Below are 12,461 nucleotides of genomic sequence, written 5' to 3' on the forward strand. Positions count from 1 at the left end.
ATATCAGTGCTGGAAACTAAATTAGAAAGCTAGAATGCGCTTTATAGGAGTTATATTTAGTCAGCGAAAAACCGATAGAGGTTAATACTAATTATTTCAGGGCAAAAGTACTTTAGCAACGACAATCAGAAATAACAATATTCAAACAAAAAATTAAGAATATGAAACAATTTACGATCGCAGCGATTTTGGGATCGTTCCCGTAAGTCTTTTAAAGTAATTATTAAAATAACTCGGATATTCAAATCCCAGTGAATATCCAATGTCTGAAATACTCCAATCTGTGTGTTGCAGCAATGCTTTGGCTTCACCAATGATTCTTTCGGTAATATGCGCTGTAGTTGGTTTTCCCGTAACTTCTTTAACAGAACGATTCAAATGATTGACATGTACGGCTAAACTTTGTGCATAATCCTGAGGTGTTTTTAATGCCAGCGGTTCATTTTTTGTTTCTATAGGAAATTGTCTTTCTAGTAATTCTAAAAATAATGAGGTAATTCTCGATGATGCATTTTTATGTTTAAAGAAATTTTCTGTAGGCTGCATTTTCATCGATTCATGAATAATCAGGTTGACATAGCTGCGCATCAAATCGTCCTTAAAAACATAATCGGTTTCATATTCTTTAATCATTTTCTCAAACAATGAATCTATAAACAACTTTTGTTCAGCATTTAAAGAAAAAATGGGCGTTCCTCCTATTTTAAACAAAGGAGATTCGTGAAGCGTTTCTGAACGGTCCTTTACCTTTAAAAATTCTTCTGTAAAAACGCAGGCATATCCTTCGTATCCTTCAGAAATAGTTTCCCAGGAATATGGAATAATCGGATTACCGAAAAACAGAATTGTTCCGTCGGTTTCTATTCCGCGGTCAGCATATTGTATAATACTTTTGCTGGTATTAATACAAATTTTATAAAAATCCCTGCGGCTGTAAACTGGTATTTTACTTTGATCTCCATTTATCTGATAAACTTTAAAACCTTTCAGCTTTAATTCTGAAGTGAAATCGCAATTCTGAGTTTCTGTCTGATTATTCATTTTGCAAAGTTATGAAAATCAAACAAAAAAATAGTTTCAGATTTTATTTTGTTTCAGGTTTCAGGTTTGAAATGAGAATAAAAAAAAATAACCACAGAGTTGCACAAAGTTTTTTCACAAAGTTTCGCAAAGTTTTTTTTAGCCACAGATTAAATAGATTAGCACAGATTTTCGAAATCTTTTTTAATCTGTGGCTATTCTTTCTATTTTATTCTCTGTGAATCTCTGCGAAAAAACTTTGTGCAACTCTGTGGTAAAAATAATCTGCTTTAATTTTCAATGCATTAGAGATAAAACCTGAAACAAAATAAACAACTAAAAAATTGCTTAATTATACCAATCGGTATATATTTGCATTTAAATTTACCATATTATGAGTAAAGCTGAAAAAACAAAGCAATTTATTATCGAGAAAACTGCTCCTCTTTTTAATATGAAAGGATACAGCGGGACTTCTATGAGCGATATTACTACAGCTACGGGACTTACCAAAGGCAGTATTTACGGTAATTTCGAAAATAAAGATGAAGTTGCCATTGCCGCTTTTAAGTTTAATGTAAAAAAACTTCAGGATACTTTTGCAAGAGAAATTGAGAAACAGACCACTTTTAAAGATAAACTTCTGGTTTATCCCCGACTCTACTCTGATTACTATCATTTGAGGATAACGCAAGGAGGCTGTCCTATTATTAATACCGCCACAGAAGCTGATGATACGCATCCTGTTTTAAGAAAAAAAGTTGAAAACACCATTCTGGGCTGGAAAGATAAATTAGTCTGCTTTATTGAACAGGGAATTAGTGCAGGAGAATTTAAAGCGAAAGATATTGACCCTGAAAAAACAGCATTGACTATCATTGCCATTATAGAAGGCGCTATTATGATTTCTAAAATAACAGGCAATTTATCTCATTTATCTACGATCATGCTTTCGCTAAACAAAATTATAGAAGACTTAGAATAAAGTAATTCCTAAAATTACTTTTTTTTTGAATAAAAATATACCGATCAGTATTAAAACATAAAAACAAAACCTATGGAAAAATTAACGCGATTACAAGTACTACAAAATCATATTGACAGAGAATTTACAGCGTCGCCATCTCCTTTTATGCTCTGGATGAAACCAATAGTTGTTGCTGCCGAGCAAGGCTCAGTTACCTTTAAATACACGATTCGTGAAGAAATGTCGAATCCGGTGAAGAGTTTACACGGAGGCGTAACCGCTGCCATTGCCGATGATTGCATTGGTGCAACGATGTTTTCTCTTGATGAAGAAACTTTTTATACGACGATAAATCTTGTTGTAGACTACTTTGCTCCTGCTTTTGTTGGAGATACAATTCTGGCAAAAACAGCCATTATTAGAAAAGGAAAACAAATTGTAAACGCACAATGCGAAATATGGAACAGGGATCAAACGAGATTGATTGCGAGAGCCACTTCTAATCTCCTTAAAACGAATATTGTTAAAAAAGAATTGTAAATGTTTTTTAAAACAGATTCTGTTGATACCCAAATTAAATCTCTGCGTGAATATTTTTTCACGCAGATTAAGCAGATTTTGGATGAGATTATAGAGATCAAACGTTTTTTTTAATTATAAATATACCAATCGGTATAAAAATATATTATGACACCATTACACCGAAAACTGCTCATATTTACAGTCATTCTGGCTGCAATTATGGAACTGATTGACATATCGATCGTAAACGTAGCGCTTTCTCATATGAGCGGCAATCTTGGTGCAACACTAGAAGATACTTCATGGGTTATTACTGCCTACGCCATTGCCAATGTGATTATTATACCTATTACAAGCTTTTTGAGCGCAAACTTAGGCCGACGCAATTATTATATTGGTTCTGTTATTTTATTTACGTTTTGTTCGTTTATGTGCGGACATTCTTCTAACATTTGGATGCTGGTCTTTTTCAGGTTCTTTCAGGGAATTGGCGGGGGTGCATTATTATCTATTTCGCAAGTAGTGGTTTTTGAACTTTTCCCCAAAGACAAACAATCTACTGCGGGAGCTTTGTTTGGGGCAGGAATTTTTATTGGACCAACTATTGGACCAACGCTTGGTGGTTATATTACCGAAAACTACGATTGGCCATGGATTTTTTTAATTAATGTTCCAATCGGGATTTTGGTTATGATTTCTTGTTATTTCCTTTTACGAGAACCTTCTGTTAAACCCGAAATCACAAAAGTCGACTGGACAGGAATTGCTTTATTAGCCATTGGCGTTGGCGCTTTGCAAACCGTTCTGGAAAGAGGCGAAGTCGAAGATTGGTTCGAAACCCGATACATCATTATTCTTACTTTTATAGCCGTCAGTACTCTATTGTTTTTTATCTATTGGGAATTAGCTATAGACAAACCCGTGGTAAATCTTCGCGTACTTAAAAGCAAATCTTTGAGTATTGCCGCCATCCTGACTTTTGTTACGGGATTCGGAATGTTTATTTCTATTTATATTACGCCGGTTGTGGCGCAACGTCTTTTGAGTTTTTCTCCTTATCAAACCGGATTACTTCTGCTTCCCGGAGCATTATTTGCTTTACTTGCTCTAAAAACCTGCGGAACATTATTGCAAAAAGGAGTTTCTCCCGTAATAATTATTGCGGCGGGTTTTTTATTGTTTATTTATTTTAATTGGAGAATGTCCGAAATGACTCTTAACACAAGCGCTGCCGAAGTTGCAACTTCTCTTATTTTCCGCGCCTTAGGAATGGCTTTACTCACCGTTCCGCTTACAATGCTGGCTGTTTCTTCTCTGGATGATAAAGATGTTGGTCAGGGAGCTGCGCTCAATAATATGATGCGGCAATTAGGCGGTTCTTTTGGTGTTTCGATCATCAATACCTATGTTGCACACCGATTTTCAGCACATCGAAATGAATTGGTATCAAATGTCAATCAATACAATATTCAGGCGATGGATCGATTAAATGCTTACACAAAATATTTTCAGAGCAAAGGTTTTGCTTATAATGAAGCAAAATTGAAAGCCCTTAAACTGATGGAAAATATTGTATTGAAACAATCTTCTCTATTAAGTTATCGGGATGCTTTTTTTCTTGTTGGATTGTTTTTTGTGGTGACATTACCACTCCTTTTATTTGTAATGAACAAATCCAAGAAACCAAAAACGAATATGATTATTTCTGATCATTGAAATTTTTATTTAAACACATAGCAACATAGATTTTATAGTTTAAAAAAAGAGACTGAAAAAGAAACTCGTTTCTTTCACATAGCTATGTGAATTAAGACAAAGTGAAACGCCTATTTTAAGTTTACAAAAGCTATGTTGCTATGTGTTTAAAATTATAAATTTATTTTTTCTTCTGATTAACATTCAAAACACCCGCCTTTAGTCCTTTAGCGGTAGCCGATAAAACAACTTCATTTCCACTTTCGTCTTTCTGAATAATAATTTGCGCATAACCATTAAACAATTTTCGTTTCCACGGTTCTGATGGCGTTATGACCTGAATAATTCCTGGGTCTGTATTCATAACATCCCAGTCTTTTATTTTCTGAAGCGGTTTTGCCATTATATAAATAGTATTTTTCCCTTCCTTCAATATGGAAGAAGTGAAACTGTATTTTTGAGAATCCTCAGCGCTTGGCACAACTTTATTGCCATTAACAAAAATTACAGACTCTGCTCCTATTTTCTTGTAAAAGAAACTTACCATATTCGTTTTTGAAATATTTTTCAAATCAAATTGGCCACGGTAAACATAAGATTTTGCCTGATTTTTATAATCCCGGTCTTTAAAAGCTGCTGTCCAGTCACTTTCTGAAAAAGTTGGAAGTTCCTGAAGCAACTCAGCTGAAGTGAGTTTTTGTTCTTCTAAATTTGTAATCGGAACCAAAGTAATATCATCAATAAATTGATCTTTTTCTAACGAAGTTGGATCGCCATTTCCTACGCCTAATATTTTTCCGCCTTTGACAGCAAATGTAATTTCATCATTTGCGGTTGCAATATGCAACCCTTTTTTATCTGTAACTTCAACCGTTATTACCGAAACATTTGCATTTAAAGCGTTTTCAGCATCTACAGAAAGTTTAATGTTTTCAGCATTTCCGGTTGTTTTTTGAATATCGGTCACAATTTTTTTGCCGTTTTTATATCCAATGGCTTCCAGCGTTCCGGGTGTATAGTTTACTTTCCATTCTAAATGCCCGTATTGTTCCATTTTCTTTTTACCTAAACTCTTTTTGTTCAGTAAAAGTTCGACTTCATCACAATTAGAATGTACCCAGACGTCGATTTCTCTGCCTTCCAGTCCAGTCCAGTTCCAATGTGGCATAAGGTGTAAAACTGGCGCACTTCCCCACCAAGATTTTAGATAAAATACATTGTCTTTCGGGAAACCGCAAACATCCATCATCCCAAAATAAGAAGTAACCGATGGCCAGCCGTAAGGTGTTGGTTCTCCGCGATAATCAAAACCTGTCCAGATAAACATTCCTGCCAGATAAGACCTTGAGGCATAAAACTTCCAGCCTTCTTCGATGCTGAAAAAGGTCGGTCGCGGCTTTTTGTCGTAAGCACTTTTATAATGTTTGGTATCATCGGTAAAATAAATCCCTCGGGTTGCAAAAGTCGATCCTTCCTCTGTTCCCATTCCGGGCTGGTTTTTAAAATCATTTCTATGGGCATCGATATCGCCGTTGCCCATATAATTATAGCCCATAATTTCGACTACAGAGGAAATTCCGCTTCTAAAACCACTGCTTATTCCAACGGTAACAGGTCTTGTAGCGTCTAAACTTTTTGCAAATTCCTGCATCACATTTGTAATACGTTCGCCCACGATTCCGCCTTCAATATTCCATTCTTCATTACCAACAGACCAACAGATTATACTGGGATGATTGCGATCGCGTTCGATCAGACGTTTCAAATCGTTCAAATGATAATCGTTAATTCCCATTAAACGGGTTTCATCAATCACCAGCATTCCTAGCTTATCACACGCATCAAGCAGTTCCGGGGTTGGCGGATTGTGGGAACATCGATATGCATTTGATCCCATTTCTTTGAGTTTCTTTATTCTGTAGTATTGTAATTCGTCTGGCAAAGCGGTTCCAATTCCGGCATGATCCTGATGATTATTTGTTCCTTTCAGTTTTACCGGTTTTCCGTTAAGAAAAAAACCTTTTTCAGGATCAAACTTGATCGTTCTGATTCCAAAATTAGTTTCATAGTCATCGACAATTTTGCCTTCTTGCTTAATTTGAGTTATTATACGGTATAAACTTGGCGCATCAAGATCCCACAATAACGGACTTTGTATTTTTATTTTTGAAGTAAAATTGGCAGTTTTATAAAACTCAGGCGCCAATCTGTTTTCAGCAGTACTGGTAACTTCTTTTCCCGAAGCATTAATAATTGTTTGTATGACCTCAATTGCTCCTTTATAATTTCCTTTGTTTTCAATCGTAACCTCGGCAGTAACCTCGGCCGTATCATTCTGAATTGCTGAAGTAACATAAGTTCCATTCGTGATGACATGTAACGGATTCGTTTTTTGCAGGTACACATGTCTGTAAATCCCTGCGCCTTCGTAAAACCAGCCTTCTTCCATCGACGCATCTGCCCGAACAACAATGGTATTTTCGTTACCATAATTTACATAAGCCGTGATATCATATTCAAATCCGTTGTAACCGCTTTCTTCTGTTCCGAGGAAATGACCATTGAAAAATACTTTCGAATTTCTAAAAACGCCATCGAATTTCAGCGTTATAATTTTTCCCTCGTCGCTTTGCGGAATCATGATTTTCTTTCTGTACCAGCCAATACTTTTTTCAGGAAAACCTTTTCCGGACGATTTAAATCCGTGGCTATAACTCGCTTTTTCACTAAAATCCTGTTCTACGGCCCAATCGTGCGGAAGATCTAGTTTTCTCCAGGCACGATCATCAAATCCCGGTGCGGCAGGACCATCTGCAAAACCGGTTTTTGCTAAATACGAAAAGTAACCTTCGGCATGCCCAAAATCCTTTTGAGCATCATACAAATGACCCAACGAAAAACGCCAGTCTTTATCTATTAAAATTAATTCCCGATCTGATTTGTTTTGAGCGAATGATGTAACAGATACCCAAAAGATAAAATACAACAGTATTTCTTTGTGAACAATAATTTTCATAATGCGGTTAATGTAAGCGGTTAGCAAGTATGCATAAAAATATTGCTTTCAGGTTGATTAAAATAATAGTATTTTATCAAAACCTGATGGTATATCCTTTCGTAAGTACAACTGAAAATTAGACTATAAAAAATTTAGAATCATTCTACGGGCTATACTGTGTTAAATTATTCTCTTTTTAATGTAATTTTATCTTGAATTTCAACTACAAAAAGTATTATTATGAGTGTTATTAAAGACGAAAATACGCTTCTTAACACTATTAAGCGCATTGATCAAAAAATTGACAAACTAAACGATCAAAAAATTATTGCTTTTTTTGACTCACTTGGTTTAGATGGAAGAGAAGATATTCCGCCAGCAGCAGATTTCCTGAAATGGGAAACGATCCTTGTTGTTGTACCGAATAGACATATATCGCACGAATTAAAATATTATAAATATTCAATTGCCAGGCTTTCGTTTGTGACCAACCCAAATGCCAAAGAAATTCATATTTTTGATTTTAAAGAATGGGATAATATTACCCGAAACAAGACACAGTTTCAGGTCAGAGAATTATTAAAGAATAGTTTTGGCGGTGTGAGAAATCATGAAGACAGATTGAACTGATTTTATTAATTTGTTTCAGGTTTTCTTTGTTTCAGATATCATGTTGATGAATCTTTGTCAAAGTTTTAAACTTTGACAAAGATGATCACTATAATTAGTAACCTATTTTGATTTCAAAAATCCTGATGAATTTCTGTTCTAATTTCTTCCACTTTCTTTCCTCTTTCCATCTCGAATAGAAAATCAGAATCAGCAGAAACAAACTTACAATTGTAGATGCTTTCCTGAGTCCTCTTCCAAAAAAAAGAAAAAACACATTAATTGCGATTAAACATACTATCGGAAAAAATCTTACCCACAGCAACTGAAACTTACTGTTGGGTTCGATAATGTAGCTTATTTTAACCACATTATCAACATTCTTATATTTTCCTCTTAATACAAAATAGGTTGGTGATGTTGGCGAATTCAAAGTCAAACGAAAGCTTTTATCATCAAAAAGTCCATAGAAAGGCTTTATTCCTCCAAATCGGGGAAATATTCTAAAGAGATTTAATTGTGCGTTCAAAGAACCAATTTCTGTGTTATTTGTTAATCTCGCTCTAAATTCAGATAAACTGAGTTTTGATTCCATTGATCAATTTTGTTTTGAAAGCAATGTTACAGTTTTTTAATGAGTTCTTTTACTCTTGCAAAAATATAATTTGCTTTTTCGTCAAAAACGACCAGATCAAAATCGCTGCTTCCCTCAACAAAATGTCCTTCTTTTTTAGTATCAGAATACACCTTTTCGAAATACAGATCACGTTTTTTTATCCAGTCTAATTGTTCTTTTTTCAATTTTGATTGCTCTTTAGAACTTAATTTTAGTTTCAAATTCCTGTAGGCAACATTCATTAAACTATCAGATTCATTGTAATACTCGATGGCGCAATTTTTCATTCCGCTTCCGCTGTCAACACATTTTTGGTAAGAAGTTTTCAATTTACTGACTGTTTCCATCGTTTGTGCATTACAATTGAATGCAAACAGAATAAAGAATAATAGTATTGATTTTTGGATCATGGTTTCCTTTAAAATTTTATTATTGGTTTGCTTATTTCGAAACAGCAATATACTTAAAGTTTTGATTAGTGTCAATATTTATTGTACAGTCAGTAAACTTTTAATTTTTTCATTCAATGCATTTCCATGAATGTTTTTGGCCAGGATAATTCCGTTTTTGTCAATCAGAAAGTTTAGTGGTACTGATTGAAGTTTATAATCGCCAACAACGGGAGAATTCCAATATTTTAAATCACTTACTTGTGTCCACGGTAATTTTTGCTTTGCAATTGCGGCCAGCCATAGTGTTTTTTTAGTATCCATTGAAACACTGTAAATAGAGAACTTACCTGTGTAAGTATTATTCAGTTTTATTAATTCCGGTTGTTCTTTTATACAAGGTCCGCACCATGATGCCCAGAAATCAATTAATACCAACTCTCCTCTCAAAGAAGAAAGGGCAATATTATTTCCTTTTGTATCCGGCAGATCAATTTCCGGAGCAATGTCTCCAACATCAGTTCCTACGACCTGGGCATTTGAGCTCGTTATAAAACAAAATAAGAATCCTAAAATGAGTACAGTTTTTTTCATAGTTTGATTGTGTTTATTTAGCTGGGGCTTTTTCAATTTACGAGCAAATATAAATTTCTTTATTAAATCTTTCTCTATTTTGTAGAAGTTCCCTCTTCTTCCTCTTAATTTTTTGCTAAATAATCATCTTCTAAATTGGCATATCGGGAAAAGTCGATATATTTGCACTATGGAAAATATAGAAATCTTTAAGGCACTTTCTAACAAGTCCAGATTGCAAATGCTGGAATGGCTCAAGGAACCTGAAATAAACTTTCCGGATCAATTGCAACACGCCGGATTTGAACACGGAGTTTGTGTGGGACAGATACAAGCCAAAGCCGGCTTAACGCAATCTACAGTTTCTGAATACTTATCTATTCTACAACGTGCCGGATTTATTGAATCTAAACGCGTTGGACAATGGACTTACTATAAACGCAACGAAGGTGCCTTTGAAGCACTTAGTAAATTAATTAAATCTAATTTGTAAATTACTATGAGTACAAACAACCTGTTTTCGCCATTTAACTTAAAAACGTTAAATCTTAAAAATAGAATCGTAATGGCGCCTATGACGCGCTCCTTTTCTCCAAATGGAGTTCCAACTGAAGATGTAGCTTCTTACTACCAAAAAAGAGCTGAAGGTGAAGTTGGTTTAATATTATCTGAAGGAACTGTTATTGACAGGGCTTCATCATCCAACGATGCTAATGTGCCGCATTTTTATGGCGATGCTGCCTTAAACGGATGGAAAAAAGTGATTGATGAAGTTCACGCTGCCGGAGGTCAAATGGGACCACAAATCTGGCATATGGGAATCATGGACAATCACCACTCAGGATGGGTTCCGCCGGTTCCTTTTGAAGGGCCGTCAGGATTAAACCGACCTGATTTCAGAAATGGAGTTGCCATGTCTGAAAAAGATATCGAAGACACGATTATTGCTTTCGGAAAAGCGGCTGCTGATGCTAAAAGACTGGGATTTGATACGATCGAAATTCACGGTGCTCACGGATATCTGATTGACCAGTTCTTTAGAGCTGAAACCAATTTGCGTGATGATATTTACGGTGGAAAAACGTTACCTGAACGTAACCGTTTTGCTATTGAAGTAGTTAAAGAAATCAGAAAGCAGGTAGGTAATGATTTTGCTGTTATCATGCGTTTCTCTCAATTTAAACCTTCTGATTATAATTATAAACTGGCTCATAATCCGCAGGAATTAGAAGCGTGGCTTACGCCTCTTGTTGATGCCGGAGTAGATATTTTGCACTGTTCGCAACGCAGATTCTGGGAACCTGAATTCGAAGAGTCTGATTTGAACTTCGCCGGATGGGCCAAAAAAGTAACAGGAGCGCCAACAATTACCGTAGGTTCTGTTGGACTTTCAGGTGATTTCTTTGGTGCATTTGCAGGAGAAAGTTCTCAACCAACCTCTTTAGAAGAATTAAACAGACGTTTCGACAGGGGTGATTTTGATTTAGTCGCTGTTGGAAGACCTCTTCTTTCTGATCCTAATTGGGTGGCTAAAATTAAAGCAGGTAAAACAGACGAACTAAAAGGTTTCAGTAAAGAAGCTTTAGGAGCATTAATTTTAGAATAAGTTTTTATAAAAAGGGACAAAGGTTCAGAGTTACAAAGAGACAAAGTTTTCTTAATTGGACTCAATACAAAAGGGATGAAACTTTATGGTTTCATCCCTTTTTTTCAATATCAAAAATTAACAAAATTTAGAAATTCATTTTTTCAGGTTCAAAGCTGCAAAAGGGCAAAGTTTGTCTGCAATTTTTTTTACCTCTGTGCCTCTGTGCCTCTGTTCCTTTGAACCTTTTTCTGAAGCCAGTTGCGTACTGGTTCATCATAGAATTTCAAACATAAATATGCTATTGTAATACTGGCTAATAAAACTCCGATTCCTAAGACGTAACCGTCTTTTAATGGAACTTTATTATCAATTACCCACGCCATATACCAATAAATCAAAGGATAGTGTATGATATAAATTGGGTACGAAATATCTCCTAATGCTTTACATATCTTAAGAGAAACCGGATTTTTTATTTCTCCTCCTGCTCCAATAGCAACGATTAATGGAAATAAGAAAATAATCACAATAGATTCATACAAACCATTCATCCATAATGTGTTCTCGTCGCCAATTCTTGGAATCGAAAACAGAACAATAATCATAATACTGCAAACCCAGAAAGCTCCTTTTATATGGATTAATTTCCCTAAACGGGAAAGTAAGATTCCTGCAAAAAACGGAAATAACAAACGGGTAAAACCAACATTCATTTGTTCTAAGTTTAAAGACCAGCCACCAATAACGTCTCCTTTAGGTCCAAAAACAGTATAATTAATCAGCATTCCGGCAAATATTAAAACAAAGAATCCTAAAACTTTATTTGAAAATTTACGAAATAATACTGCGTATAAAATATTGGCAATGTATTCGAAAAAAAGTGACCATGCAGGTCCGTTAAGCGGATGCATTTCGCCCCATCCCCTGATTTCCATTGATGGCGGAATTGGAAGCAATGTAAATCCAATTACCATCGTTAAAATCACTTTCCAGACTTCCATTCCTGCTATTTGCGGAAAAACATTCGATGCCTGAAAATAATAAAAGATGGCTCCAATAATCATTCCCATAATAACCATGGGCTGCAAACGGATCAAACGTCGTTTGTAAAATTCCCATTGGCTTAATTTTTCCCAGCGATCATCATAGGCATACGCGACAACAAATCCTGATAAAAGAAAAAAGAAATCGACAGCCAGATAACCGTGATTCATAATTTGCTTGAATCGGCTTCCTTCGTTAAAAGCTTCAAAAATGTGAAAAATAACAACTAAAAGAGCTGCTACTCCACGCAGGCCGTCTAGAATTTCGTAATGCTTTTTTGGTTTAATGTCAATAGAAATTGAACTCATAATTTTTTTGGTGGTTAAAAGGTTAGTTGTTTTTTGTGAAAGTTGTGTTGCAAAATGCAAAATTTAATTACTTAAACAAGGGACAATATACATCTTTCATTTCATTTTTTACATTTCACTTTTTGCATTTTA

At 35.1% G+C, this 12,461-nt stretch carries 12 protein-coding genes; 6 read left to right on the forward strand and 6 right to left on the reverse strand.

The annotated features are described in order from the left end of the window. Positions 1–171 precede the first annotated feature (171 nt). Entirely contained in the window at positions 172–1,041 is an 870-nt protein-coding gene (locus tag B0A67_RS13495) for a helix-turn-helix domain-containing protein (protein ID WP_072964073.1), read from the reverse strand. Positions 1,042–1,414: 373 nt separating this feature from the next. Between B0A67_RS13495 and B0A67_RS13505 the strand changes: the two genes are divergently transcribed. The 3 genes from B0A67_RS13505 to B0A67_RS13515 all read left to right on the forward strand — a co-directional run bounded on the left by B0A67_RS13505 (position 1,415) and on the right by B0A67_RS13515 (position 4,225). After that, positions 1,415–2,005, forward strand: coding sequence for a TetR/AcrR family transcriptional regulator (locus tag B0A67_RS13505; RefSeq protein ID WP_072964069.1), 591 nt, complete (start codon positions 1,415–1,417; stop codon positions 2,003–2,005). A gap of 72 nt (positions 2,006–2,077) precedes the next feature. Beyond that, on the forward strand, positions 2,078–2,527 hold the full coding sequence (locus B0A67_RS13510; RefSeq protein WP_072964067.1) for a PaaI family thioesterase: 450 nt from the start codon (positions 2,078–2,080) through the stop codon (positions 2,525–2,527). A gap of 147 nt (positions 2,528–2,674) precedes the next feature. Then, complete coding sequence (locus B0A67_RS13515; protein ID WP_072964065.1) at positions 2,675–4,225, forward strand: DHA2 family efflux MFS transporter permease subunit; 1,551 nt, start codon at positions 2,675–2,677, stop codon at positions 4,223–4,225. Positions 4,226–4,385: 160 nt separating this feature from the next. On the opposite strand, the gene galA is transcribed toward B0A67_RS13515, so the two are convergent. Beyond that, positions 4,386–7,220 carry a beta-galactosidase GalA gene (gene galA / locus B0A67_RS13520; protein WP_072964063.1) on the reverse strand — a complete coding sequence of 945 codons (2,835 nt, stop codon included), beginning with the start codon at positions 7,218–7,220 and terminating at the stop codon, positions 4,386–4,388. 222 nt (positions 7,221–7,442) lie between these two features. Between galA and B0A67_RS13525 the strand changes: the two genes are divergently transcribed. Next, positions 7,443–7,832 carry a hypothetical protein gene (locus B0A67_RS13525; protein WP_072964061.1) on the forward strand — a complete coding sequence of 130 codons (390 nt, stop codon included), beginning with the start codon at positions 7,443–7,445 and terminating at the stop codon, positions 7,830–7,832. Between the two features lie 94 nt (positions 7,833–7,926). Here B0A67_RS13525 and B0A67_RS13530 read toward each other — a convergent pair whose 3' ends face one another. From B0A67_RS13530 to B0A67_RS13540, 3 genes are all read right to left on the reverse strand, one after another. After that, the gene (locus tag B0A67_RS13530; protein WP_072964059.1) at positions 7,927–8,406 is read right to left on the reverse strand and encodes a hypothetical protein; all 480 of its coding nucleotides are present in this window, start codon (positions 8,404–8,406) and stop codon (positions 7,927–7,929) included. A gap of 26 nt (positions 8,407–8,432) precedes the next feature. Beyond that, a complete protein-coding gene (locus tag B0A67_RS13535; protein ID WP_123887406.1) occupies positions 8,433–8,837 on the reverse strand; it encodes a lysozyme inhibitor LprI family protein in 405 nt (134 codons plus the stop codon). 78 nt (positions 8,838–8,915) lie between these two features. Continuing rightward, complete coding sequence (locus tag B0A67_RS13540; RefSeq protein ID WP_072964055.1) at positions 8,916–9,410, reverse strand: TlpA family protein disulfide reductase; 495 nt, start codon at positions 9,408–9,410, stop codon at positions 8,916–8,918. A 169-nt stretch (positions 9,411–9,579) separates the two neighbouring features. Between B0A67_RS13540 and B0A67_RS13545 the strand changes: the two genes are divergently transcribed. Then, positions 9,580–9,882, forward strand: coding sequence for an ArsR/SmtB family transcription factor (locus tag B0A67_RS13545; RefSeq protein ID WP_072964053.1), 303 nt, complete (start codon positions 9,580–9,582; stop codon positions 9,880–9,882). Positions 9,883–9,888: 6 nt separating this feature from the next. Then, positions 9,889–10,995, forward strand: coding sequence for an NADH:flavin oxidoreductase (locus B0A67_RS13550; RefSeq protein ID WP_072964051.1), 1,107 nt, complete (start codon positions 9,889–9,891; stop codon positions 10,993–10,995). A 188-nt stretch (positions 10,996–11,183) separates the two neighbouring features. On the opposite strand, the gene B0A67_RS13555 is transcribed toward B0A67_RS13550, so the two are convergent. Beyond that, the gene (locus B0A67_RS13555; RefSeq protein WP_072964115.1) at positions 11,184–12,329 is read right to left on the reverse strand and encodes an acyltransferase family protein; all 1,146 of its coding nucleotides are present in this window, start codon (positions 12,327–12,329) and stop codon (positions 11,184–11,186) included. Positions 12,330–12,461 lie beyond the last annotated feature (132 nt).

It is taken from the genome of Flavobacterium aquidurense, from assembly GCF_002217195.1.
Classification (GTDB): Bacteria; Bacteroidota; Bacteroidia; order Flavobacteriales; family Flavobacteriaceae; genus Flavobacterium; species Flavobacterium frigidimaris.

Excerpts from the sequence above, each read along its gene's own strand:
- B0A67_RS13495 (WP_072964073.1), bottom strand. The coding sequence starts at position 1,041 with ATGAATAATCAGACAGAAACTCAGAATTGCGATTTCACTTCAGAATTA.
- B0A67_RS13505 (WP_072964069.1), top strand. The coding sequence starts at position 1,415 with ATGAGTAAAGCTGAAAAAACAAAGCAATTTATTATCGAGAAAACTGCT.
- B0A67_RS13510 (WP_072964067.1), top strand. The coding sequence starts at position 2,078 with ATGGAAAAATTAACGCGATTACAAGTACTACAAAATCATATTGACAGA.
- B0A67_RS13515 (WP_072964065.1), top strand. The coding sequence starts at position 2,675 with ATGACACCATTACACCGAAAACTGCTCATATTTACAGTCATTCTGGCT.
- galA (WP_072964063.1), bottom strand. The coding sequence starts at position 7,220 with ATGAAAATTATTGTTCACAAAGAAATACTGTTGTATTTTATCTTTTGG.
- B0A67_RS13525 (WP_072964061.1), top strand. The coding sequence starts at position 7,443 with ATGAGTGTTATTAAAGACGAAAATACGCTTCTTAACACTATTAAGCGC.
- B0A67_RS13530 (WP_072964059.1), bottom strand. The coding sequence starts at position 8,406 with ATGGAATCAAAACTCAGTTTATCTGAATTTAGAGCGAGATTAACAAAT.
- B0A67_RS13535 (WP_123887406.1), bottom strand. The coding sequence starts at position 8,837 with ATGATCCAAAAATCAATACTATTATTCTTTATTCTGTTTGCATTCAAT.
- B0A67_RS13540 (WP_072964055.1), bottom strand. The coding sequence starts at position 9,410 with ATGAAAAAAACTGTACTCATTTTAGGATTCTTATTTTGTTTTATAACG.
- B0A67_RS13545 (WP_072964053.1), top strand. The coding sequence starts at position 9,580 with ATGGAAAATATAGAAATCTTTAAGGCACTTTCTAACAAGTCCAGATTG.
- B0A67_RS13550 (WP_072964051.1), top strand. The coding sequence starts at position 9,889 with ATGAGTACAAACAACCTGTTTTCGCCATTTAACTTAAAAACGTTAAAT.
- B0A67_RS13555 (WP_072964115.1), bottom strand. The coding sequence starts at position 12,329 with ATGAGTTCAATTTCTATTGACATTAAACCAAAAAAGCATTACGAAATT.